Source organism: Cupriavidus sp. SHE, from assembly GCF_000812445.1.
Lineage (GTDB): Bacteria > Pseudomonadota > Gammaproteobacteria > Burkholderiales > Burkholderiaceae > Cupriavidus > Cupriavidus metallidurans.
In genome coordinates this window covers 176970-200109 of record NZ_JWMB01000050.1, presented here as the reverse complement: position 1 = coordinate 200109, position 23140 = coordinate 176970, and the positions used below count along the sequence as shown (strand labels likewise).

At 64.5% G+C, this 23140-nt stretch carries 20 protein-coding genes and 1 pseudogene; 13 read left to right on the top strand and 8 right to left on the bottom strand.

What is annotated here, in order from left to right:
• Positions 1 to 450, top strand: a complete 450-nt coding sequence (locus RN01_RS24805; RefSeq protein ID WP_008644696.1) for a potassium channel family protein — start codon at positions 1 to 3, stop codon at positions 448 to 450.
• A gap of 4 nt (positions 451 to 454) precedes the next feature.
• On the opposite strand, the gene RN01_RS24800 is transcribed toward RN01_RS24805, so the two are convergent.
• Entirely contained in the window at positions 455 to 814 is a 360-nt protein-coding gene (locus RN01_RS24800; RefSeq protein WP_017513286.1) for a hypothetical protein, read from the bottom strand.
• Positions 815 to 873: 59 nt separating this feature from the next.
• Complete coding sequence (locus RN01_RS24795) at positions 874 to 1875, bottom strand: AraC family transcriptional regulator (protein WP_024569366.1); 1002 nt, start codon at positions 1873 to 1875, stop codon at positions 874 to 876.
• A 206-nt stretch (positions 1876 to 2081) separates the two neighbouring features.
• Here RN01_RS24795 and RN01_RS24790 point away from each other — a divergent pair, with 206 nt between their 5' ends.
• The 4 genes from RN01_RS24790 (at position 2082) to RN01_RS24775 (ending at position 6783) form a co-directional block, all read left to right on the top strand.
• Entirely contained in the window at positions 2082 to 3062 is a 981-nt protein-coding gene (locus RN01_RS24790; protein WP_017513288.1) for a quinone oxidoreductase, read from the top strand.
• A 10-nt stretch (positions 3063 to 3072) separates the two neighbouring features.
• Positions 3073 to 3921, top strand: a complete 849-nt coding sequence (locus RN01_RS24785) for a TauD/TfdA family dioxygenase (RefSeq protein WP_017513289.1) — start codon at positions 3073 to 3075, stop codon at positions 3919 to 3921.
• A 17-nt stretch (positions 3922 to 3938) separates the two neighbouring features.
• Positions 3939 to 5585, top strand: coding sequence for a fatty acid--CoA ligase (locus RN01_RS24780; protein ID WP_024569367.1), 1647 nt, complete (start codon positions 3939 to 3941; stop codon positions 5583 to 5585).
• Between the two features lie 214 nt (positions 5586 to 5799).
• A complete protein-coding gene (locus RN01_RS24775) occupies positions 5800 to 6783 on the top strand; it encodes a tripartite tricarboxylate transporter substrate binding protein (RefSeq protein ID WP_017514814.1) in 984 nt (327 codons plus the stop codon).
• A gap of 25 nt (positions 6784 to 6808) precedes the next feature.
• Here the strand turns inward: RN01_RS24775 and RN01_RS24770 are convergent, their stop codons facing one another.
• A complete protein-coding gene (locus RN01_RS24770) occupies positions 6809 to 7522 on the bottom strand; it encodes an IclR family transcriptional regulator (RefSeq protein WP_017514815.1) in 714 nt (237 codons plus the stop codon).
• Between the two features lie 217 nt (positions 7523 to 7739).
• Here RN01_RS24770 and RN01_RS24765 point away from each other — a divergent pair, with 217 nt between their 5' ends.
• From RN01_RS24765 to RN01_RS24740, 6 genes are all read left to right on the top strand, one after another.
• On the top strand, positions 7740 to 9359 hold the full coding sequence (locus tag RN01_RS24765; RefSeq protein WP_024569369.1) for an acyl-CoA carboxylase subunit beta: 1620 nt from the start codon (positions 7740 to 7742) through the stop codon (positions 9357 to 9359).
• A 69-nt stretch (positions 9360 to 9428) separates the two neighbouring features.
• Positions 9429 to 10595: an acyl-CoA dehydrogenase family protein gene (locus RN01_RS24760; RefSeq protein ID WP_024569370.1), complete on the top strand. Its 1167-nt coding sequence runs from the start codon at positions 9429 to 9431 to the stop codon at positions 10593 to 10595.
• Between the two features lie 8 nt (positions 10596 to 10603).
• Positions 10604 to 11437 (top strand): enoyl-CoA hydratase/isomerase family protein, encoded by an 834-nt coding sequence (locus RN01_RS24755; protein ID WP_017515862.1) that lies wholly within the window; start codon positions 10604 to 10606, stop codon positions 11435 to 11437.
• Positions 11438 to 11466: 29 nt separating this feature from the next.
• Positions 11467 to 13464 (top strand): acetyl-CoA carboxylase biotin carboxylase subunit, encoded by a 1998-nt coding sequence (locus tag RN01_RS24750; protein WP_024570292.1) that lies wholly within the window; start codon positions 11467 to 11469, stop codon positions 13462 to 13464.
• Complete coding sequence (locus RN01_RS24745; protein ID WP_029700348.1) at positions 13461 to 15344, top strand: acyclic terpene utilization AtuA family protein; 1884 nt, start codon at positions 13461 to 13463, stop codon at positions 15342 to 15344. Before RN01_RS24750 ends, RN01_RS24745 begins: the two co-directional genes overlap by 4 nt.
• Before the next feature lie 33 nt (positions 15345 to 15377).
• The gene (locus RN01_RS24740) at positions 15378 to 16391 is read left to right on the top strand and encodes a tripartite tricarboxylate transporter substrate binding protein (RefSeq protein WP_024570290.1); all 1014 of its coding nucleotides are present in this window, start codon (positions 15378 to 15380) and stop codon (positions 16389 to 16391) included.
• A 109-nt stretch (positions 16392 to 16500) separates the two neighbouring features.
• On the opposite strand, the gene RN01_RS24735 is transcribed toward RN01_RS24740, so the two are convergent.
• Positions 16501 to 17718, bottom strand: coding sequence for a CaiB/BaiF CoA-transferase family protein (locus RN01_RS24735; RefSeq protein ID WP_024570289.1), 1218 nt, complete (start codon positions 17716 to 17718; stop codon positions 16501 to 16503).
• 234 nt (positions 17719 to 17952) lie between these two features.
• On the opposite strand from RN01_RS24735, the gene RN01_RS24730 reads away from it, so the two are divergent.
• Positions 17953 to 19311: an MFS transporter gene (locus tag RN01_RS24730; protein ID WP_017513852.1), complete on the top strand. Its 1359-nt coding sequence runs from the start codon at positions 17953 to 17955 to the stop codon at positions 19309 to 19311.
• A gap of 184 nt (positions 19312 to 19495) precedes the next feature.
• Here RN01_RS24730 and RN01_RS24725 read toward each other — a convergent pair whose 3' ends face one another.
• Positions 19496 to 19696: a DUF1289 domain-containing protein gene (locus RN01_RS24725; RefSeq protein WP_017513851.1), complete on the bottom strand. Its 201-nt coding sequence runs from the start codon at positions 19694 to 19696 to the stop codon at positions 19496 to 19498.
• A 26-nt stretch (positions 19697 to 19722) separates the two neighbouring features.
• Positions 19723 to 19986, bottom strand: a pseudogene (locus RN01_RS24720) (3-keto-5-aminohexanoate cleavage protein); the annotation flags it as partial.
• Positions 19987 to 20105: 119 nt separating this feature from the next.
• On the opposite strand from RN01_RS24720, the gene RN01_RS24715 reads away from it, so the two are divergent.
• Positions 20106 to 21128, top strand: a complete 1023-nt coding sequence (locus RN01_RS24715; protein WP_011516464.1) for an AraC family transcriptional regulator — start codon at positions 20106 to 20108, stop codon at positions 21126 to 21128.
• Positions 21129 to 21261: 133 nt separating this feature from the next.
• On the opposite strand, the gene RN01_RS24710 is transcribed toward RN01_RS24715, so the two are convergent.
• Together RN01_RS24710 and RN01_RS24705 are read right to left on the bottom strand one after the other, a co-directional pair.
• Positions 21262 to 22458 carry a porin gene (locus tag RN01_RS24710; RefSeq protein ID WP_017513849.1) on the bottom strand — a complete coding sequence of 399 codons (1197 nt, stop codon included), beginning with the start codon at positions 22456 to 22458 and terminating at the stop codon, positions 21262 to 21264.
• A 111-nt stretch (positions 22459 to 22569) separates the two neighbouring features.
• Positions 22570 to 23139: an alpha/beta hydrolase gene (locus RN01_RS24705; protein ID WP_017513848.1), complete on the bottom strand. Its 570-nt coding sequence runs from the start codon at positions 23137 to 23139 to the stop codon at positions 22570 to 22572.
• Position 23140: the final 1 nt, after the last annotated feature.

Below are 23140 nucleotides of genomic sequence, written 5' to 3'. Positions count from 1 at the left end.
ATGCGCATACACCTGCTGGTCGCCGCACCCGTGATGCTGTTGTGTCTGATCCTGCAAGGCGTGGTGGTGGCGATCTGCCTGCGCCGCTATGCGCGCTATCGCAAACGCTGGGAAGGGCGCGAGGCGCTATGGATGGAGATCGCGCTGCTGATGGCGGTGATGCTGCTGACGCTGGCCTGCAACATCGTGCAGATCGCGATCTGGGCCGTGCTGTTCCTGATGCTGGGCGAGTTCCAGAGCTTCGTGCCAGCGCTGTATCACTCCAGTGTCAACTTCGCCACGCTCGGCTATGGCGATATCGTCATGTCCGAGCGCTGGCGCATGCTGGGGCCAATCGAGGCAGCCAACGGCATCCTGATGTTCGGCATGTCGACGTCACTGATGACGGCTGCCGTGCTCGATGTCATCAAGAGCAACATGGCCAGGCTGATGGATCAGGCGAAGCCCTGAGCCCTTACGTGCAGTTCGCGCGATAGGTATCTTCCAGCGCATCTCGCGACTTGTCCCGTTCGATCTTGGGCACCGCGCGACCCTGTGCATTCTGCGTGGCCATGCCTGGAGAGGTGTAGCTGCTGGGCCCATGCGCGCCTGCGGCGAACTGGTTCTTGAGCTCCTCGCACTTCGCCCGGCGAGCTTCCTCGGGGCTGACGCTGCTCGCCGAAGGCGGACGATAGGGGTTCGCTCCCTCCTGTACGGCATCGGAGATGGCCGCTGCGGCATTGCCCTGGGCGGGCGATGTGGACTGAGCCAGCGCAACGGCAGGCAGGCCAAGGGTGAGGGCAACGGTCAACAGCACTGCATTAGGCATTTCCATGGGAGCTCCGATGTGGCGACGCACGCTCAGACTAGGCGAATTCGATGGTGCTGTGCAAGTCACCGGTTGACACTGTGGCGCCGGCGCCAAGCCAGGGGGGCTTCCCCAAACTGGGTGGAAAACCAGCGCGTGAAGGAACTGGCTGAACCATAGCCGAGCAATTCCGAAACGCGTAGCAGGGAGTAGTCCGGGTTGCCGACGTACCGCTGCGCCAGATCGCGGCGCACCTCGCTCAGGATGTCGGTGAACGATTCGCCGGCTTCGTCGAGTTGCCGTTGCATGGTCCGCAAGCTCAGGCCCAGCCCCTGGGCCACGGCCTCGCAGCTGGCGCGGCCCATTGGCAGCATCAGGTACACCGCATTGCGCACTTCACGCCCGATCGACGCCTCGTTCACACGGGGCAGGGTATCCACCAGTCGCTGCGCATGGCGAGCCATGGCCGGGTCGCCTGTCGGATTCGGCGCGTCGAGATCTGCCGCCAGGCAGACAATGCCACTGAACTCGCTGCCGAACTCCAGCGGGCACCCGAACAACCGGCGGTGCACCTGCAGGTCGGGCGGCGCGGCATGGGTAAAGTTGACGCTGAGTGGATGCCAATGCGCGCCGAGCAGGGCGCGGCACAAGCGAAACACCACGCCCAGGGCCAGTTCGGTGGCTTGTCGGGAAGGCGCGCCGAGCACCACCTCCTGCCGGATCATGACCACCTTGCCGGCCGACTCCACCATGATTGCCACGGACTCATTGACCAGGTGACGGTAACGGATGATCGTGTCGAGCGCGTCACGCAGCGTGGGCTGCTGGCTGATCAGCAGGCTCATCAGGCCGAAATCCGATAACTGCCGGGACTCCGCCATGCGCAGCCCGAAGGTGAGGCAGGACGATGCATCCGCCGCGGACTCCAGCAATACCGCGCACGCGTCCACCGGAACCCGCTGCTCGGGATCGGTCAGCAGCGCGCGTGTCAATCCGGCCTGCCGGAGCAAGGGCTGTGGGTTCAGGCCTTCCGCCGCCGCTACCTCGAAGAAATTGGTCAGTGCCGCAGCGCGCACCAGTGTTCTCAAGCTTGTCTCCCATCTTGTTTTTCGCGCATCACGTGCCCGGGGTGCCCTGGACCATGCCGCGTCGTACTCGGCGTGGATGATAGGCCGTGTTGGCATGAAATGCAAAGCCGGATGCAGCGATTGCAAAGCGGCAGTCAGCCGGGGCATCTAGATTGGCTGACATGGCGGCACACGTCGTGCGGCAACACACAACAGGAGACGATGCGATGGCAAAAGTCGTGCGCATGTATGAGACCGGCGGACCCGAGGTCCTTCGCTGCGAAGACATGGAAGTGGGTGATCCGGGCCCGGGGCAGGTGCGCATTCGCCACGTGGCGGTTGGCCTGAACTACGCGGATACATACTTCCGCAATGGTACCTATCCGGTACCGCTTCCCGCGGGCATGGGCGTGGAAGCCTCCGGTGTGGTGCAGGCCATCGGCCCGGACGTGACCAACGTCGCTGTCGGCGATCGCGTGACGTACACCGGCTTCCTGAACACGCTGGGCGCCTACAGCACCGAGCGTCTGGTGCCGGCCGCGCCGCTGATCCGCCTGCCGGAGAACATCGGCTTCGAGACCGCCGCCGCAATGACGATGCGCGGCCTGACCTCCGCCTACCTGATGCGCCGCATCTACGCGTTCAAGCGCGGCGATACGATTCTGCTGCACGCTGCGGCAGGCGGCGTCGGCCTGATCGTGTCCCAGTGGGCCAAGCTGCAGGGCCTGAACGTGATCGGCACCGTGTCGTCCGAGGCCAAGGCCGAGGTGGCACGCGCGCATGGTTGCGATCACATCATCAACTACAGCCACGAGGACGTGGCCAAGCGCGTGCGCGAACTGACCGATGGCGTGGGCGCCACGGTGGTGTTCGATAGCGTCGGCAAGAACACGTTCATGGCGTCGCTCGATTCGCTCAAGCGCCGTGGGCTGCTGGTCTGCGTGGGCACCGCATCGGGCCCGATCCCGCCGTTCGATCCCGTACTGCTGGCCATGAAGGGCTCGGTCTACGTGACGCGTCCGGCATTGGCCGACTACATCGCGGACCCGGGCGAAAAGGCGGAACTGGCCGGCGAACTGTTCGACCACGTGGGTGCCGGCCGCATCCGTATCGAGATCAACCAGCGCTACGCACTGGAAGACGCCGTGCAGGCTCACCGCGACCTGGAATCGCGCAAGACCACCGGTTCGTCAATTTTCGTCGTCTGAGGAGCCTGCCATGCAAGTCAAACCACTGACCTGTGCCATCGGTGCCGAACTGGTTGGCGTCAACCTGGCTGACGCGATCAAGAGCGACGATCTGTTCGCCGAAATCCGCGCGCAGCTATTGAAACACCGCGTGGTATTCCTGCGCGACCAGACCTTCAGCCGCGCCGAGCATGTTGCGTTCGCGCGCCGCTTCGGCGAACTCGAGGATCACCCAGTGGCGGGCAGCGATCCGGAGCATCCGGGCCTGGTCCGCATCTACAAGTCGCCGGACCAGCCGAACGACCGCTACGAGAACGCGTGGCACTCCGACACCACCTGGCGCGAGGCCCCGCAGTTCGGCGCCGTGCTGCGTTGCGTGGAATGCCCGCCCGTGGGCGGCGACACGATGTGGGCGAACATGGCCCTCGCGTACGAGAACCTGCCCGACCATATCAAGTCCCAGATCGCCGACCTGCGCGCGCGCCACAGCATCGAAGCCAGCTTCGGTGCCGTGATGCCGATCGAGAAGCGGCTGGCGCTCAAGGAGCGCTATCCCGATGCCGAGCACCCCGTGGTCCGCACCCATCCGGACACCGGCGAGAAGATCCTCTATGTGAACGGCTTCACCACGCACTTCACGAACTACCACACTCCAGCGCGCGTGCGCTTCGGTCAGGATGGCAACCCGGGCGCGGCGGACCTGCTGCGCTACCTGATCTCGCAGGCCTATATCCCTGAGTACCAGGTGCGCTGGCGCTGGCAGCCCAATAGCGTGGCGATCTGGGACAACACCGCCACACAGCATTACGCCGTGATGGACTATCCGCCTTGCTATCGCAAGATGGAGCGCGCGGGCATTATCGGCAGCGTGCCGTTCTGAGCAGTACCGGAGTCAATATGGAGAACCTGATCGTTTCCGCGCGTTCGGCCTACGCATACCCGCTGCTGGTCAAGCAGCTCCTGATCAACGCCATGAGTCTGTATGGCGACCAGGAGATCAGCTACCGCGGCGAGCTGCGCTACACCTATCGCGAATTCCGCGAGCGCGTGGGAAAGCTGGCCAATTCGCTTTCGGCTCTCGGCGTGCATCACGGCTCCACGGTGGCCGTGATGGACTGGGACAGCCACCGCTACCTGGAGTGCTATTTCGGCGTGCCGATGATGGGCGCCACGCTCTTCACGGTCAACGTTCGCCTGTCGCCGCAGCAGATCCTGTACACGCTGAATGACGCGGGCGCTGACGTCGTGCTGGTGCATCCGGACTTCGTGCCCGTGATCGACCAGATCCGGGACAAGCTCACGTGCAATCCACGCTTCGTGCTGATGGCAGACGGACAGACCGTGCCCGACACGGCTATCCCGTTCGCCGGCGAGTACGAGGCACTGGTCGGCGCCGCCTCGCCGGAATTCGAGTTTCCGGAGTTTGACGAGCGCACGAAGGCCGCCACGTTCTATACGACAGGCACCACGGGCGACCCCAAGGGCGTGTGCTACAGCCATCGCGACATCGTGCTGCATACGCTGACCGCGACGGCCAGCCTGTGCTCGCCGCGCGAAGGCCAGCGCATGCATCGCGAGGACGTGTACATGCCGATCACGCCGATGTTCCATGTGATGGCCTGGGGCATCCCGTATGTTGCGATCACGCTGGGCCTGCGCACGGTGCTGCCGGGCCGCTACGCGCCCGAAATGCTGCTGAAGCTGCGTGCCCAGGAAAAGGTGTCGTTCTCGCACTGCGTGCCGACAATCCTGCAAATGCTGCTGCACGCCGCAGAGGCAGGCGGGCAGGACCTGAGCGGCTGGAAGATCATCATCGGCGGTTCGGCGCTGCCACCGTCCTTGTGCGAGGCCGCGCTGGAGCGGGGCATCGACATCTTTGCCGGCTACGGCATGTCTGAAACCGGGCCGATCGTGGCGCTGGCGCAGTTGCCGCCGGGATACCAGCCGGCCAGCCGCGAGGAAGAAGTCCGCCTGCGTTGCTCGACGGGCCGTCCGGTGCCGCTGGCAGACTTCCGCATCGTGGGGACGGACATGCGGGAACTGCCACGCGATGGCCAAAGCCAGGGCGAGATCGTGCTGCGCGCGCCATACCTGACCCGCAGTTACTTCCGCAAGCCGAGTGCGTCAGAAGAACTCTGGGCCGACGGCTACCTGCACACGCAGGACGTCGCGGTCGTCCACGAGAACGGCTTTGTGCAGATCGTGGACCGCCTCAAGGACGTGATCAAGACCGGTGGCGAGTGGGTCTCGTCGATCGAGATCGAGAACCTGGTCACGCGCGTGCCGGGCGTGCGAGAGTGCGCCGTGATTGGCGTGCCCGACGCGCGTTGGGGCGAGCGGCCAATGGCCTTCGTGGTGCGGCAACCGGATTCGGAAGTGGGCGCCGAGGACATTCGCGCGGAGCTGATGAACCATGTCTCGGCCCAGCGCCTGAGCAAGTTCGCGGTACCTGAAGCTGATCGGATCGCCTTCGTGGCCGAGATTCCGAAGACCAGCGTCGGAAAAATTGACAAGAAGCTGCTACGGGGGAAAAAAGCAGCCTGAGGGTAGGGCATGGAGTTAGGGAGCGCCCCGCACTGCGGGGCGTTTTTTTATTTGGCGACATGCAACCCGTGCATGTAGACGATGAAATCGGTGGATATGCGACCGGTATTCTCCAATTCCTGATGGTCCGCTCCGTGGCGGCATTGTCATACTGTGCGGACAACCTCGCAGACCGGACATGACAGATCCGGCAGACAAATCAGGAGACACCTTCATGCAACGACGTCGCTTCTTCCGTGTCGCGCTGGCCACCACCGGCCTGGCGCTGACGGCTTCCCTTGGCACGCCGGCGCTGGCCGCCGACGATTTCCCAACCCGTCCGATCCGGCTCATCGTGCCTTACGGCGCGGGCGGCGTCACCGATCAGGTGGCACGCGCGCTTGCCGACGCGGCTGGCCGTGAATTGGGCCAGTCGATCGTGGTGGAAAACAAGCCCGGTGTCAGTGGCACGCTCGGCGCCACGCAGATGGCCACCACCGAACCGGATGGCTACACGCTCAGCATGGCGCCCGTGGTGATCTTCCGCCTGCCGCATGTGCAGAAGATGCGCTATGACCCGCTCAAGGACCTGACGTACATCTCCATGATCGCGGACTACAACTTCGCGGTTGCCGTGAAGAAGGACGCGAAGTGGCAGACCATGCAGGAGCTGATCGCCGATGCCAAGGCCAACAAGAAAGGCATCAGCTACGGCACCACCGGCATCTACGGCAGCCAGCACCTGACCATTTCCGAACTGGCGCGGGTGTCGCAATCGAACTGGACCCACGTCCCGTACAAGGGCGACGCCGAGGCGATCACCGCGCTGCTGAGCGGTTCGTCCGATGTGGCGGTGCTGTCGAACACGCTGCTGCCCTACGTGCAGGGTGGGCAGATGCGCGTGCTGGCGACGCTGTCGGAGAAACGCGCCGCGGACTTCCCCAATGCGCCGACGCTGAAGGAGATCGGCTATCCGGTGTGGTCGAACTCGCCGTTCGGCATCGTCGGCCCGGCAAACATGAAGCCCGCAGTCGTGAAGCGGCTAGACGAGGCCTTCCGCAATGCGCTCAAGGACCCGAAGTTCCTGAACGTGACCCGCCAGTACGGCATGGTCAGCAACTATATGAATCCCGAGCAGTACACGGCCTACGCGCAGAAGGCATTCAAGAGCGAGGGCGAGATCATCGCGCGACTGGCCGAGGCGATGAAGAACCAGTAAGCGGGGTCATTGGCGGCTTCGGGGCTCAATCTGCGCCGAATGTCGCCTGCAATAGCGCGCCGATTTCGTGACGCCGCGACACGGGCATCCGTGACGCGGCGGACACGACGCTCACTGCCAGGTCGCCCTCCAGCGCCAGTGGCAACAGGTAGCCCACGCCGGCCACCCCGCCGGCGCCAGCCAGCACATAACCAAGCTTGCGGCTGCGGTCCACGCCGCGCAACAGTGCCAGCAGGCTCAATCCACCTTTCTCGTACTCCGCCCGATGCCGGTTGTAGTGCTTCCGGATTTCGTCGTTATCCAGCCTTGCCATCAGCGCCATGCTCGCCGTGCCCTGACCCAGCAGCCGCGACGTGCCAGTCAACAGATCAAAGGTCTTGATGCGATGCGCGCCTTCCTCGGTGTGCAGGCAATGTCCGTGGTCGCCTAGACGCCCAATCAGGAACACCGCATCGCCAGTCAGACGCGCCACCGCCTTCATCCGCGTGACGATGCGGCTATCGGGAGGCGGTCGGTTCATTGCCCGCAGGCCCAACGCCATGGCCGCGCTGCCCAGGTGATAGCGCTTGCCGGCTGGTTCGCGCTCGGCGTATCCCGCCGCCTCCAGGAAACGGATCATGCGATGCGCGGTAGTGCGATCGATATTCGCCAGCGTGGCAAGCTCGGGCAGGGTCAATCCCGGGTCGTGGTGTGTGCCCAGCAGGTGCAGCAGCGCAAAGGCGCGTGCCAGGCTTTGCACCCCGGGTTGGGGGAGGGGGGCATCCGCTTTGGCGCTCAAAGGCATAAGGAGACCGGCAGGGCGAGTGTAGGTTGCAGGGTTAATACCTAAGTTGTGCACATTATGCACAACGACGCCCGTTGTGGTTGTCCGGCGGTGAAGGGTGGATTGCAATGGACTCACTTCATATAACCCGTCAAGCCAACACGCGCTATCGGACGCCAGCCGGTCTCCCACCATGATCCCCTTCGATACCCGGATTGATTCCACCTCGGATACCTTTGCCACGCAGCGTGCTGGCATGCAGGCGCTGACAGACCGGCTGCGCGCGCTGGAACAGCGAGCCGTCGACGCCTCGTCGCGTGCTCGCTCAAGCTTTCAGAAACGCGGGGCGCTGCTGCCGCGCGAGCGAGTTGCCTGTCTGCTCGACCCCGGTGCGCCATTCCTGCCGCTGGCCACGCTTGCGGGATATGGGCTGGACGATCCGAATCCCGATACGTCGATTCCCGGCGGCTCGCTGGTGGCCGGAATCGGCTTTGTGAGCGGCGTGCGCTGTATGGTGCTGGCCACTGATTCAGGCATCGACGCCGGCGCCATGACCGAGGCCGGCAACCTGAAGCTGATGCGCTGCCAGGACATCGCGCTGGAGAACCGGTTGCCGCTGATCCATCTCGTGGAGTCGGCCGGCGCGAACCTGCGCAAGTACAGGGTCGACAAATTCGTGCGAGGCGGCACGATCTTCTACAACCTGGCGCGGCTCTCGGCAGCCGGGCTACCGGTCATTACGGTGGTCCACGGCTCGTCCACGGCCGGCGGGGCGTACATGCCGGGCCTGTCCGATTACGTCGTGATGGTCCGCAAGCGCGCCCGCGCCTTCCTGGCCGGCCCGCCGCTGCTCAAAGCCGCAACAGGCGAGATTGCCACCGACGAAGAACTGGGTGGCGCGGATCTACACGCCACCGTCAGCGGTCTGGCCGAGTATCTGGCCGAGGACGACGAACACGCCATTGCCACGGCACGGGACATCGTCGCCAGCCTCGACTGGCCCCGTGTGGATCAGACGCCGCCACGGCCGGCACGGGCGCCGAAGCTCCCCGCGGCCGAGCTCGAAGGTGTCATGACCCTGGATCACAAGCGTCCGGTCGATATGCGCGAAGTTATCGCCAGGCTGGTGGATGACTCCGCCTGGCTGCCGTTCAAGCCCGACTACGGACCGGGCACCGTCTGCGGACATGCCCGCATCGAAGGCCATGCCGTCGGCTTTATCGCCAACAATGGCCCGATCGATCCGGCTGGCGCCACCAAGGCCGCGCAGTTTATTCAGGCCTGCAACCAGTCCGGCACACCGATCGTGTTTCTGCAGAACACCACGGGCTTCATCGTCGGCAAGGCATCGGAGGAGGCCGGCATGATCAAGCACGGCTCGAAGATGATTCAGGCGCTCTCCAACTCCACGGTTCCACACGTCACGTTGTACTGCGGCGCGAGCTTCGGCGCCGGCAATTTCGGCATGTGCGGCCGTGGCTTCCATCCGCGCTTCTGCTTCTCGTGGCCCAACGCGCGCACGGCCGTCATGGGCGGAGAGCAGGCTGCGATGACACTCGAAATCGTGGCCCGTCAGCAGGCCGCGCGCAAGGGCGTGCCAGTGGACGAGGCGGCGCTGGCCGCGCAGACCGCCGAGATCGTCGCCAACTTCGAGCGTCAGGGCAGCGCGTTCGTCACCAGCGGATTGCTGCTGGACGATGGTGTGATCGACCCACGCGACACACGCGCGGTGCTGGCCTTTGTACTGGCCACCGCGCGAGAAGCCGCCGCCCGCACACCCCGCGCGATGCAGTTCGGCGTTGCGCGTTTCTGACGCTTCCGACGCTTCCGACGCTTTCGCACCTCATCAGATCTGAACAAACAAGGTACCCCGGAGACACAGATGCTTTATACCCAGGACCACCGCAGCATCATGGACAGTATTCGCCGGTTCGTCGCGGCCGAGATCGACCCGTTCGTCGACGAATGGGAAGCAGCGGAGACATTTCCCGCCCACGCGCTATTCCGGAAGATGGGCGAGCTTGGATTCCTCGGTATCACCAAGCCTGTGGAATACGGCGGGTTGGGCCTGGATTTCTCGTACGCCGTCGCCGCCGCCGAAGCCCTGGGCCACGCACGCGCGCAAGGTGTTGGGATGGGTATCGGCGTGCAAACCGACATGGCCACGCCTGCACTGGCGGCATTCGGCTCTGACGCGCTCAAGCGCGAATTCCTGGCACCTGCCATCGCCGGCGAGATGGTGGTCTCCATCGGCGTGTCGGAAGTCGGAGCGGGCTCTGATGTCGCATCGCTGAAGACACGCGCACGTCGCGACGGCGACGATTACGTGATCAGCGGCTCCAAGATGTGGATCACCAACGGCACGCAGGCCGACTGGATCTGCCTGCTTTGCAACACGTCAGACGGGCCGGTCCACAAGAACAAGTCGCTGATCATCGTGCCGTTGCGGGAAAACGGCCGACTCGTGCGCGGCGTGGAAGTGCAGAAGATCCGCAAGATGGGCATGTGGTGCTCGGACACCGCCCAGATCTTCTTCGATGACGTACGCGTGCCGGCGCGCAACCGTATTGGCGAGGAGGGCATGGGCTTCATCTATCAAATGAAGCAGTTTCAGGAGGAGCGCCTGAACGGTGCAGCCCGCCGGCTGGCGTGCAGCGCGCTGATCGAGGAGACCGCCGACTACCTCCGCCAGCGCGTAGCGTTCGGCAAGCCGCTGCTCGACAACCAGTACATCCAGTTCAAGCTCGCCGAACTGAAGACCGAACTCGAATCGCTGCGCGCGCTGGTTCACGTGGCAACGCGAGCCTATATCCAGGGCGAGGATGTGGTGGAACTGGCGTCGATGGCCAAGCTAAAAGCGGGACGCCTGTCGCGCGAAATAGCCGACTGGTGCATCCAGTTCCAGGGCGGCATGGGTTACACGTGGGACAACCACGCCAATCGCGCGTATCGGGATTTCCGGCTTGGATCGATCGGTGGTGGCGCCGACGAGGTGATGCTGCAGGTAATTGCCAAGCAGATGGGGCTGATGTCCCGCCACGACCGCTGAGACGAGCCATGACCAACCCAGTCATCGTACGTTGCGTGGAGGGCGTGTTGTTCGCCACGCTCAACATCCCGGCCACGCGCAATGCGCTCGCTCCGGAAGTGGTCGCCGTGTTGACGGACATCGTGGCGCAGGCTGAAGCCGACGTCGGCATCCGCGCGCTGGTGCTGCGCGGTGCGGGTGGAACCTTCAGCGCCGGGGGCAACGTCGGCAATTTCCAGGCGCGGCTTGACGCCGATGTTGGCCACGAAGACCCGGTTGCCGCGCGCAACCGCCAGTTCGGTCATTTCATGACACGGCTGGCGGCACTTCCGGTACCCGTGATCGCGGCCGTGGACGGGCCGGCGATGGGCGGCGGCATGGGCCTGGCATGTGCCGCAGACGTTGTGCTCGCAACCCGCGCGGCGCGGTTCGCCTTGTCGGAAACCTCGCTGGGCATCATTCCCGCGCAGATCGCACCGTTCGTCGTAGGCCGTCTCGGCGCCGCGCTGACACGTCGCCTGGGCCTGACCGGCGAGCGTCTGGACGGCGTGGCGGCAGAGGCGATCGGGCTCGTGGACCAGTTGGCCGATGACGCCGCCGGACTGGACGAACTGATCGCCGAGTGGCTGACCCGCATTGGACGCTGCGGGCCACACGCCAACCGCCAGTTCAAGGCATTGGTCGCCAGATGCGGCCAGACGCCGGTGGACAGCCTGCTCGATGGCGCATCACATCAGTTTGCCCAGTGCATGCGCACCGAAGGTGCAGAAGGTATCGCGGCCTTCCGCGAAAAGCGCGATGCGCGCTGGGTCACGCGATTTGATGCCGGCATCGTCTGCGCCGCGCAATCGACGGGCGTCTGAACGCAAAGAAACTTTCCAGAGAGCATTTCATGTCAGCTTCCAGCCGACCCTTCCATACCGTGCTCGTGGCCAACCGGGGCGAGATCGCCATCCGCATCATGCGGACGGCCCGCCGACTTGGGCTTGGCACCGTTGCCGTCTACTCCGAGGCCGACCGCCACAGCCCGCACGTGGCCAGCGCGGATCGGGCCGTGTGTATCGGTGCTGCCGCGCCGCGTGAGTCCTACCTCAACATTGCAGCCATCATCGCTGCCGCGCGAAACGCTGGTGCCGATGCCGTCCATCCGGGCTATGGCTTCCTGGCCGAGAACGCCGAGTTCGCCGATGCTGTGACCGACGCCGGACTGGTCTTCGTCGGTCCGCCGGCCAGCGCCATCCGTGCCATGGGCAACAAGGCCGAAGCCAAGCGCCTGATGCTGGCCGCGGACATGCCGTGCGTGCCAGGCTATCAGGGCGAGGCGCAGGACGACAAGACCTTGCTGGCAGAAGCCGGGCGCATCGGTTTTCCGCTCATGGTCAAAGCTGCAGCAGGCGGCGGCGGACGCGGCATGCGATTGGTGCCCGATGCCGCTGCGTTGCCCGCGGCGCTCGCCAGTGCGCGGTCGGAAGCCGCGACGGCGTTCGGCAACGACGAGTTGATCCTGGAACGCGCCGTCATCCGACCACGCCACGTCGAGATTCAGGTCTTTGCCGACGCGCATGGCAATGTGATCCACCTTGGCGAACGCGATTGCTCGGTGCAGCGCCGCCACCAGAAGGTGATCGAGGAAGCCCCATCGCCGGCGGTATCGCCCGCGCTGCGCGCCAGGATGGGCGAGGCAGCCGTGCGGGCGGCACGGGCCATTGGCTACGTGGGCGCCGGCACGATGGAATTTCTGCTTGATGCCGACGCCAATTTCTACTTTATGGAGATGAACACCCGGTTGCAGGTGGAACACGCCGTGACCGAGGCTATCACCGGGTTCGACCTCGTGGCATGGCAACTGCAAGTTGCCGCGGGCGAGACGCTGCCAGCAACGCAAGATCAGGTGACGTTCGACGGCCACGCGATCGAAGTGCGCCTGACGGCCGAGGACGTGCCTGCGGGGTTTCTTCCCCAGGGCGGCCCGGTGCTGCGCTGGCGCGCCCCGGAGTCTGGCCACGACGTGCGCGTCGACCATGCGCTGGAGACCGGGGGCACCATCCCCACGCACTATGACTCGATGATCGCCAAGCTTGTGGCCCATGGGCGCACGCGCGAGGAAGCGCGCCAGAAGCTGTTGCGTGCGGTGCAGGACTGCGTGCTGCTCGGCGTGCCATCGAACCAGCCGTTCCTGGCGTCGTGCCTTGCCAGCGCAGCGTTCACGGGCAATGACGTGCACACGGGCTTCGTCGACGCTCATATGCAGGCATCGTTGCAACCCGCCGAACCATCCCGTCATGTGATTGCCATTGCCGCACTGGCGGCATCTGGTCAGTTGTCGCGGAGCGAGCCCGCCGCGCTATCGCGAATGACAACGTCGGTGCGGCTGCACGCGGAAGGGAGACCGTGGGAATCGACAGTGGAGGCGACAGAAGAAGGCTGGCGCGTTACCGTCAGCGCGCGCGGAGAGACGGGCGCGCAGTCAGTCCACGTGCGGATGCTCCGCGACCATGCCGCCGACGGGGCCGCATGGATCGAGTGCGACGGTATGGCTCGGCCTGTTCTCCATGCTGACGACGATCTGGCAATACATCTGTTTGCCGACGGCCGGGCCTGGCGCTTCACCCGACACGACCCGCGTCGTCGAAATACGGAAGGGGAGTCATCGGGCGCTCTCACCGCGCCGCTGACCGCCCGGATCGTGGCCGTCAACGTGGCTGAAGGTGATCGTGTGGAGGCGGGCCAGTCGCTGGTTGTGCTGGAGGCGATGAAAATGGAACACACGCTCGTCGCCCCGTTCGCCGGCGTCGTCTCTGAATTGTCGGCACGCGCTGGCGGACAGGCCAGCGCCGGCACCCTGCTGGTGCGCGTGGCCGCTGAGGAAGCAGGGGAGGGCAAGGCATGAAACGCGCCTCCGCCACCGGCCGCCGGGGTACGGAAACCAGCCGGAGCCTGCCCCGCACGGTCCGCATCGGTGGCGCCAGCGGTTTCTGGGGCGACTCGGCCACCGCCACGCCCCAGTTACTGACGGTGCCCGGACTTCAGTACCTGGTGTATGACTATCTGGCCGAAACCACGATGTCGATCCTGGCCCGTGCCCGCGCCAAGGATCCGTCCCTGGGTTACGCCACCGACTTCGTTCACGCCGCGATCGCGCCCCATCTGGCCGCCATCCTGGAGCGGGGCGTGCGCGTCATCGCCAATGCCGGTGGGCTGAATCCGCAGGGCTGTCGCGACGCGTTGCTGAAGGTTGCCGCGCAACAGGGCCTGTCGCCGAAGATTGCCGTGGTCACTGGGGACGATGTCGGCGCCGCATTCCCGGGCTGGTGCGATGGGGGATTGGCACAACTGGACGGTAGCGCTGTGCCAACCACCGAGCCATGGTCCGCGAACGTGTACACCGGCGCGCAGGGCATCGCGAGAGCGCTCGAAATGGGCGCCGATATCGTGATCGCCGGCCGTTGCGTGGATAGCGCGGTGGTGGTCGGCGCCCTGGCGCATGAGTTCGATTGGGGCTGGGACGACTGGGACAGGCTCGCGGCTGGCACGCTCGCCGGGCACGTTATCGAGTGCGGCGCGCAGGCCACGGGGGGGCTGTTCACCGACTGGGAACGCGTGGCCGAGTGGGACCGCATCGGGTACCCCGTCATCGATTGCGCCGAGGATGGCAGCTTTGTGCTGTCGAAGCCCGACGACACCGGTGGCCTGATCGATCCGCTGGCCGTATCCGAGCAGATCCTGTACGAAGTCGGTGATCCGGCCAACTACCTGATGCCCGACGTGACCTGCGATTTCCGCCAGGTGCAAGTCGAGGTCATCGACGAAGAGCATGTTCGCGTGCATGGCGCGCGGGGCCGTCCGCCGGGCGGACACTACAAGGCCAATGCCACCTGGCAGGATGGCTACCAGATCAGCCCGATGATGGCGATTCGCGGCATCGACGCGCCGGCCAAAGCCCGCCGTACCGCCGAAGCGCTGCTTGCACGCACGCGCCACATGATGGCCGAGCAGGGGTTCGGCGACTACAGCGCGACCATCGTCGAACTGCTTGGTTGCGAATCGCACTACGGCCCCCATGCGCGCGAGTTGCCCACGCGCGAAGTGGTATTGCGCATCGGCGCCCGGCACCCTCGGGCAAAGGCGTTGGCCATCCTGCAGCGCGAATGCGCTTCCGCCGGCACGTCGATGGCGGCCGGCACGCGCTCGTCGTTCTCGGGACGCGTAGATATCCAGCCGGTGGTCAAGGTCTTCTCGTTTCTTGTGCCGAAGGATGCGGTGCCAATGACGGTCGAACTCGACAACCGCCGCGTGGCCCTGAGCATCGCCGCCGAAATGGGCGCACCACAGGCCGCACCACAGGCCGCTGCGCCTGTGGCGCTAACCACCGCCCCAATCCCTGACGGCCCGCGCGTGACATGCCCGCTGGTGGCGCTGGCGTGCGCGCGCAGTGGCGACAAGGGCGATGACGAGAACATCGGCGTGATTGCGCGCAAGCCCGAGTATCTGGCGTTGCTGCGCCAGCAACTGACGCCGAAGGCCGTCGGTCAGTACTTCGAGCATCTTGTGGCGGGTGATGTGGAGTGTTTTGAGGTACCCGGGCTGAATGCGCTGAATTTCCTGATGCATGACGCGCTTGCCGGTGGCGGCGTGGCGAGCCTGCGATCCGACCCATTGGGCAAGAGCTTCGCGCAGATGCTGCTCGATTTTCCGCTGTCGGTGCCCATTGCCTGGGCAGAGGAAGTCGGACGACGTGGAATCAACGAGGCGGCTGGCGCCGGTATGTGACAACAGCGACAAGACCAGGAGGAGACAGTGGTGATGACAGCGCAGAAGGACTCCCGCCGTGCCGCAAGGCGGCGGCTCGTGCAGGCGGCAATACTCGCCAGTGGATTAATGCTCGCGGTGCCCGCCATGGCGCAGAGTGCCAGCACGCAGAATTGGCCGTCGCGGCCGGTACGCGTGGTGGTGCCATACCCGCCGGGTGGCGTGTCGGACGCGGTAACCCGCCTCGTCATGCAGAAACTGGCCGAGCGCATCGGACAACCGGTCGTAGTGGAGAACCGCCCGGGTGCCAACGGCATGATCGGTTCAGACAACGTCGCCAAATCCGCGCCGGACGGCTATTCGCTGCTGGTTGTGGTGGCCGCGCACGCGATCAACCCGAGCCTGTACCAAAAGATGAGCTACGACCCGATCCGGGACCTGACTGGTGTGAGCGAGATCGGACGTATTCCGCTACTGATGGTTTCGAGCGCGCAGTTGCCGCCGAAGTCGGTAAAGGAACTCGTGTCGTGGGGCAAGGCGCATCCGGACCAGATGACCTTTGCCTCGAGCGGCAGCGGGTCAGGCGCGCATCTGGCCGGCGAACTGTTTTCACAGGGCACGGGCATGACGATGACGCACGTGCCATACAAGGGCATCTCGCCTGCGCTGCCAGACCTTATCTCAGGGCAGGTGGCTGTGATCTTCGACTCTGTGCAGACCATGATTCCGCTGGCGAAGGCAGGCAAGGTTCGCGCGCTGGCCATCACCAATCCGCGCCGCTGGCCGGCCGCACCCGATGTGCCCACCATGGCTGAAGCCGGCTATCCGAACATCATGCCCTCGAGCTGGATCGGCGTGCTGGCACCAGCAAAGACGCCAACCGCCATCGTTGACAGACTGTCCGCGGAACTCGACGCCGTGGTGCACGCGCCGGACGTCCAGGCCAAGCTGATCGACTACGGCATTGACCCGGTCGGCGGCAAGGCGGATCAGTTCCAGGCGTTTATCAAGGAAGAAGCGGGGCGCTGGGCCAGCGTGGTGCAGAAGGCGGGGATAAAACTCGACTGATGCGGACTGATGCGGACTAATGCGATATGCCGGTAGCGCCGGCATATCCCGACCACAATGAAAAACGGGCTGCCTTGCGCAGCCCGCGTCCATTCCGTGGTCCGTTGCGTCAGATCACGCCTCTTTCCCGGAAGGCCTCCACGTCCGCTGCCGACATTCCCAATTCGCGCCGCAGCGCCGCTTCGGTATGCTGGCCAAGTTGCGGTGGCGCGGTCATCGTGACCGGCGTGGCAGAGAAGCGCAGCGGGCTGCGCAGGGTCGGCGCCTCGACACCACTGCCGTGCGGCAGGCGTACCAGCAGTTCGCGGTGCCGGACTTGCGGATCATCGAAAACGTCGTCGATGCCGTTGATCGGGCCACATGGCACGCCTGCGCCTTCCAGGGCCTGGATCAGATCGCCAAGACGCCAGTTCAGCAGACGTTCGCCTAATGCTTCGCGCAGAACCGGGCGATTTCGCACGCGGTCCATGTTCTGCAGGAATCGCGGATCTTCGATCAACGACGTACACCCGATCACGCGACACAGCGCCGCGAACTGACCGTTGTTACCGGCGGCGACGATAACGTGGCCGTCAAGGCAGGCAAACACCTCGGACGGCGATGCCACCGGATTGGAGTTGCCGGCGCGCTGCGGCACCTTTCCCGTCATGTGATAGCCCAGCGCGAGATGGCCGTTGGCGGCCACTGCGGCATCGATCATCGCGGCATCGATGAATTGCCCCTCACCGGTGGCCTGGCGGTGATAGAGCGCACCCATCAGTGCCACCGATGCGTACAGCCCGGTGAGGATATCCGTCAGTGGAATCCCGGTTCGCATCGGCGCCGCGCCGGGCGTGCCGTCGGGCTGCCCGCAGGTGCTCATCAGCCCGGCCATGCCTTGCAGGATGAAGTCGTAGGCGGGGCGGGGCGCGTAAGGGCCATCCGGACCAAAGCCGGTCACGGAGCAATAGATGATGTCCGGACGCAGCGCACGGATGCTCTCGTAGTCGAGTCCGTACTTCTTCAGGCTGCCCGCCTTGTAGTTCTCCACGACGACATCGCACTGCGCTGCCAGTTGGCGTACCAGTTCGGCGCCTTCCGGCTGCGAAATATCGACGGTGACCGATTGCTTGCCGCGGTTGCAGCAGAGGAAGAACGCGGAGTCGTTCGTCACGTTGCCATCGCCGTCGGTCAGGAATGGACCCATCCGACGCGTGTCATCGCCATCACCGGGTTTCTCGATCTTGTAGACGGTGGCACCCATGTCCGCCAGGTTCTGAGTAGCCCACGGCCCGGCCACAACACGGGTCAGGTCCAGTACCTTGATGCCCTGCAGGATTGCGCTCATGCGATGACGAAAGGCGAGTCGATCGAATCAGCATGATGTGTCGCGCAGCACGCACTAGCAATTCGTCAATGCCAAAGGCAGGGTTTCCGCCAATACGTTCGCGACGCCTCTCACGTATCGCATTCGAGACTGAAACGCGAGACCGTCATCCCGTGCGAGGCGGCTGCCTCACCCGCCGGAACCGTAACAGATTTGTTACTGTCTATACCGGTATATGCAGACAGGGGACGCATCATGGATCCCATGCAGTCGGGGGCAGTGCCCCTACCCGAAGCAGAAGCACGACGGCAGTTGCGTCGCGCTGTCATCGCAAGCACCGTGGGTACCACGATCGAGTGGTACGACTTTTTTCTCTACAGCACGGTAACCGGCCTGGTGTTCGCCAAGCTGTACTTTCCGGAATCCGATCCACTCGTTGGCACGCTGCAGGCGTTCCTGATCTACGCGGTAGGCTTTATCGCGCGCCCGATCGGCGCGGCCATCTTCGGGCACTACGGTGACCGTATCGGTCGCAAGGCCACGCTGGTGGCCACCTTGCTGCTGATGGGGCTGGCAACGTTCGCAGTGGCCTTCGTGCCGTCCTATGCGCAAATCGGGATCTGGGGCGCCGTGGCGCTGACGGTCCTGCGCTTCATCCAGGGGATTGGCGTTGGTGGGGAGTGGGGCGGTTCAGTGCTGATGTCGATGGAATGGGCACGCTCCAACTCGCACCGCGGCCTGGTCGCGTCATGGCCGCAGTTCGGGGTGCCAGCGGGATTGTTCCTGGCCAACCTGGCGGTATTGGGCATGAGCTGGCTGGCCGGCGATCAGTTCTCGACCTGGGGCTGGCGCGTGCCATTCCTCCTGAGCATCGTGCTGGTCGGCATCGGGCTCTACATCCGGCTGAACATTCTGGAGACACCGGTCTTCGCACGGCTGCTGGCCGAGCATCGGATCGAGAAAACGCCGATGCTGGAAGTGATCCGACGCCAGCCGAAGGACATCCTGTTGTCGGCCCTGGTCCGCATGGCCGAACAGGCGCCGTTCTACATCTTTACGGCCTTCGTGTTCACCTATGGCGTGATGACGCTGGGCATGTCGCGCGATCTGCTCCTGCTGGCCGTGCTCGCGGCATCGGTGGTCGAGTTCTTCACCATTCCGTACTTTGGACATCTGTCCGACGTGCTGGGCCGGCGCCGCATGTACATCGCGGGCGCGATCGCAGTCGGCGTGTTCGGCTTCCTGTACTTCGCGATGGTCGACACCCGCAATCCGATGTGGGTGTTCATCGCCATCGTGCTGTCGCTTGTCCCGCACGCGATGATGTATGGCCCTCAGGCGGCATTGATCGCGGAGACGTTTACAGGGCGCCTGCGCTATAGCGGGGCCTCGATGGGCTACCAGCTAGCCTCCGTGATCGCGGGCGGCCCGGCCCCGCTGATTGCCACGGCGCTGTTCGCCCACTATCACACCGGCTATGCCATTGCGGTCTATGTGCTGGTATGCGCAGCGCTCAGCGTCTTCGCGGCCGTAAAGCTGCGCGACTATACGAACAAGGATATTTCTCGGGAGTATGACGACGCGGATGTCCCGCATGTCACGCACGCGGTATGACGGACGGGTAATCCGACCGGGGGACCGAACGACAATCGAGAAGAGGAAAGAAGAGGAAAGACGGAAGGGAAAAAGACCGGACCTGCCTGCTTTGGGCTGACTGGAAAGTGTCGAACAGATGTCGAACGTATGGCAGGTCCGGCGAGAAACAGTGAAACGTGCGCCGCAGGGAGTGCGGCGCGGGTCAGGGTCGACCCGATGTCGGCTGCTGTGATGCGCCCCTGCCCAGAGCGCGCAGGGGAAGGTCGGCCAGCACCTCGATGCGCTGGACTTCGGTCATGCTCTCCCAAAGACCGATCTCGACCGTGGTTCTACGGCAACCCTGGCAGTACTTGCCTGCCAGGTCCATGCGACAGATGTTGATACAGGGGTTCGCGGCGGGCATGGTATGTCTCAGGCAGCCTTGCGCAGCGGCACGGCGGCGCGGACGCCAGCGATCCGTTCGTTGAACTTCGACAGGCGCTTGGAGCCCTTGCCGTCCAGTTCGCGCACGTGCAGGTGCAGCACCGTGGCACCGGCGTTGTAGCAGTCGACAGCCTTCTGGATCTGTTCCTCCATCGTCACGGGGATGTCTTCCGGAAAGTCCTCCGGCATCCACTCGGGGCCATACGGTGCCGCCGTGATAACAACCTTGTCCATGTTCTCGGGGTGCAGGGAGTCGTCGAGGAACTGCATACTGTGTCTCCTGTTGTTCGAATGCGTACTTCGGTGCCGGAAGTATCGACGAACGGCATTGAAATATTTGACGAGCAGGGACACACGATTTACATTTCGGGACACTCAGGGAAAACACGATGTCCTATTTTCTTCGCAGTGCCAGCCTGACCAATTACATGGAAGTTGCGCGCGCCGTAGGGCTCGATCCGCACCAGATGCTGCGTGCCGCGAAGATCAACCGGGACGTGCTGCTGGACCCGGATATCCGCATCCCCGCCGCATCGGTGGGGCGTCTGCTCGAGGCGTCGGCGCGCGACGGGCACGCGGAGGATTTCGGCCTGCGACTGGCGGAGTTGCGGCAGTTCTCGAACCTGGGGCCACTTGCCTTCGTGGTCCGCGAGGAACCCACGCTGCGCCGCGCGCTGGAGTCGATGGTGCGCTACATGGGCCTGCAGAACGAGTCCCTGGCAATGCGCGTGGAAGAGATGGATGGCTTGGTGGTGATCCGCCTGCAGATCCTCAGCGACCAGCCCGCAGGCTCGATGCGGCAGGCTACTCAACTGGCCGCCGGGGTGATGTTCCGGATGCTCAGCATGTTTCTCGGGCCCGCGTGGCGCCCGCGCAGCATCTGCTTTTCGCACGCGCCGCCCGAAAGCCAGACCACATACCTGCGCGTGTTCGGGATGCCCGCGCTGTTCAATCAGGATTTCGACGGAATCGTCTGCGTGGCCTCCGATCTGGAAGCGCCGCTGCCGTCCTATGACCCGGTGATGGCGCAGCAGGTCAAGCGCTACCTGGGCACGCTGCTGGCGCAATCGAATACCACCATGGCGGACAAGGTGCGCAAGCTCGTCTACGCATTGCTGCCAAGCGGCATGTGTTCGATCGACCGTGTGGCTCAGCACCTGGGAGTGGACCGGCGCACCATCCACCGCCGCCTGGCGCAGGATGGCACCACTTATTCGCAGATCCTGAACGAGGCACGCGCAGGGCTGGCCACGAGCTACATCGAGAACCGCTCACGCCCGCTGTCCGAAGTTGCGACGCTGCTCGGCTTTTCGTCGCTGAGCGCATTCTCGCGCTGGTTCGGCAACCAGTTCGGCTGCAGCGTTTCGAAGTGGCGCACAACGCGAACGGGCGAACAGGTCGAGGAGACCTGATCGCCCAGAAGAAAAATCGGCCACACGGACGGAGGCCCGTGCGGCCAAAGGCGAACATCGAACCGGACCAGGCGAGGGGAACGGGTAAAACTCGCCTGGCCGATTCACGCCAGTAGAACCAATCGGAATCGCGTCAGAACTTGTGGCGAAGGCCCAGGCTCACACCCACCATGCTGCTCTGGCCGGTGCCGAGAATGTAGCTGTTGCCGGTGGCGCCGGTCGTGGCCAGCTGGTTCGTGTTCGCGGCGTCCAGCGTCAGGCCGGCATTCTTGGCGTATGCGGCGCTCAGGTACACGTCGGTACGCTTCGAGAAGCTGTAGTCCGCCACGAAGGCGATCTGCCACGGATTCGGTGCGTGGGTGTTGTTGAAGTAGTCGCGCTTGAGGTTGTCGTAGTCATACTCCAGCGTCAGGCCCACAGCAGGCGTCACCTGATAGTTCGCGCCGATCCAGTAGTAGTCGTCGCGCTGAAGCTGGGCGCCGGTACCGTTGTTTTCGACCTTGCCCCAACGGTAGCCAGCCATGATCTTGGCGACCTGGCCGATGGCGTAGCTGCCGGCCACCGAAGCCTTCTTCAGCGTGGCAGTGGTGCCCTGGTAGACGCCTGCGGCGTTGTTGACCGACGGGTTCCACTGGTCATAGGCAATCGCTGCGCCGAACGGGCCAGCCGAGTACGTGAATGCGCCGCCGAAGGCGCTGTCGCGGCGGAATGCACCCGGGACTTCACCATTGCCACCGAAGGCGCTTGCACCACCCTGGATCGCCAGGTTCGGCACACCGGCGCCGAACGAGAAGTGGGCCAGCGCGGTCACCGGACCGAACACGCCCGTGTAGGCAATGGTGTTGTCTTCACGGAAGTTGTTACCGGCCATGAATGCCGCCGGTTCATACTGCGTGGCATACGCCGTCGGCATGAAGTTGGCCATCGCCACGAACAGCGAGGTGTACTGGCGACCCAGCGTGATCTGACCGTAGGTGTTGTGCGAAATACCGACGAAGGCCTGACGACCGAACAGACGGTTGCTTTGCTGCATCGTGCCGTTATCGACGGAAATGCCGCTTTCCAGCACGAAGATGCTCTTCAGGCCGCCGCCGAGATCCTCGGTACCACGAAGACCCCAACGCGAACCAGACAGGCCGCCGGAGTTCACGCGGAACACGTTGCTGCCGGCACCCGGATTCGCGGTAAAGCCCGCAGCCGAGTAAGGCGCCACATGGTTTGCGAATTCCAGGCTGGTGTCGAGCACGCCGTAGAGCGTAACGGCAGACTGCGCGTAAGCGCTGCCGGTACAGGCGAGCAGTGCGGCCAAGGCCATGCCCTTGAGCTTCATAGGTCAATCTCCTCTCTTTTTTCTCGATTGCTATTTGGGGGGTTCCCGTCGGAAATGGTTACTGCGGTTACTTCTGTGGACAAAACAAAAATCGATGTGCCTCGGACATGGTCAGGCGCCCCGCATCAGGCGCTCCACGAGCGTCATCGCGTACGGCCATTCGCCGTAGCCCGCGGCGGGGTTCAGGTGGCCGACCTCGCCGAGATCGACCAGTTCGCTGCCCCAGTCGCGCGCCATCTGCTCCACGCGATCGAAGCGCGCCAGCGGATCGTTGCGGCTGGCGCCAACAATGCTGGGGAAGGGCAGGGGGCGACGCGGAATCGGCAGCCAGCCGTGCTCGTCGAGCGTGGCGTGGGTGGGATAGCCGGCGGGCATCGGGTTCTCGAGGTCGGCCGGCGCGGCGAGCAGCGCGGCGCGGATCTTGCGGTGATGCTGGGCCGCCCAGTGGACGGTGATCATCACGCCGGCGCTATGCGCGACGAGGACCACGGGGCCATCGATCTCGGCCAGGGCTTCGTCCAGCGCGGCCACGCGTGCCGCGCGGCTCAGCTTGTCATGCTCGAGCGGCTGTACCGATCGGGAGTTGGGAATCTGCGCCTGAAGCAGGGTCTGCCAGTGCTCGGGCACGTGGTCGCGCAAGCCGGGAACGAACAGTACGGTGGTGTCAGCCAGAAAGTCCATT

Excerpts from the sequence above, each read along its gene's own strand:
- RN01_RS24740 (WP_024570290.1), top strand. The coding sequence starts at position 15,378 with ATGACAGCGCAGAAGGACTCCCGCCGTGCCGCAAGGCGGCGGCTCGTG.
- RN01_RS24750 (WP_024570292.1), top strand. The coding sequence starts at position 11,467 with ATGTCAGCTTCCAGCCGACCCTTCCATACCGTGCTCGTGGCCAACCGG.
- RN01_RS24785 (WP_017513289.1), top strand. The coding sequence starts at position 3,073 with ATGCAAGTCAAACCACTGACCTGTGCCATCGGTGCCGAACTGGTTGGC.
- RN01_RS24775 (WP_017514814.1), top strand. The coding sequence starts at position 5,800 with ATGCAACGACGTCGCTTCTTCCGTGTCGCGCTGGCCACCACCGGCCTG.
- RN01_RS24790 (WP_017513288.1), top strand. The coding sequence starts at position 2,082 with ATGGCAAAAGTCGTGCGCATGTATGAGACCGGCGGACCCGAGGTCCTT.
- RN01_RS24800 (WP_017513286.1), bottom strand. The coding sequence starts at position 814 with ATGGAAATGCCTAATGCAGTGCTGTTGACCGTTGCCCTCACCCTTGGC.
- RN01_RS24780 (WP_024569367.1), top strand. The coding sequence starts at position 3,939 with ATGGAGAACCTGATCGTTTCCGCGCGTTCGGCCTACGCATACCCGCTG.
- RN01_RS24765 (WP_024569369.1), top strand. The coding sequence starts at position 7,740 with ATGATCCCCTTCGATACCCGGATTGATTCCACCTCGGATACCTTTGCC.
- RN01_RS24710 (WP_017513849.1), bottom strand. The coding sequence starts at position 22,458 with ATGAAGCTCAAGGGCATGGCCTTGGCCGCACTGCTCGCCTGTACCGGC.
- RN01_RS24745 (WP_029700348.1), top strand. The coding sequence starts at position 13,461 with ATGAAACGCGCCTCCGCCACCGGCCGCCGGGGTACGGAAACCAGCCGG.
- RN01_RS24755 (WP_017515862.1), top strand. The coding sequence starts at position 10,604 with ATGACCAACCCAGTCATCGTACGTTGCGTGGAGGGCGTGTTGTTCGCC.
- RN01_RS24735 (WP_024570289.1), bottom strand. The coding sequence starts at position 17,718 with ATGAGCGCAATCCTGCAGGGCATCAAGGTACTGGACCTGACCCGTGTT.
- RN01_RS24805 (WP_008644696.1), top strand. The coding sequence starts at position 1 with ATGCGCATACACCTGCTGGTCGCCGCACCCGTGATGCTGTTGTGTCTG.
- RN01_RS24760 (WP_024569370.1), top strand. The coding sequence starts at position 9,429 with ATGCTTTATACCCAGGACCACCGCAGCATCATGGACAGTATTCGCCGG.
- RN01_RS24705 (WP_017513848.1), bottom strand. The coding sequence starts at position 23,139 with ATGGACTTTCTGGCTGACACCACCGTACTGTTCGTTCCCGGCTTGCGC.
- RN01_RS24715 (WP_011516464.1), top strand. The coding sequence starts at position 20,106 with ATGTCCTATTTTCTTCGCAGTGCCAGCCTGACCAATTACATGGAAGTT.
- RN01_RS24730 (WP_017513852.1), top strand. The coding sequence starts at position 17,953 with ATGGATCCCATGCAGTCGGGGGCAGTGCCCCTACCCGAAGCAGAAGCA.
- RN01_RS24725 (WP_017513851.1), bottom strand. The coding sequence starts at position 19,696 with ATGCCCGCCGCGAACCCCTGTATCAACATCTGTCGCATGGACCTGGCA.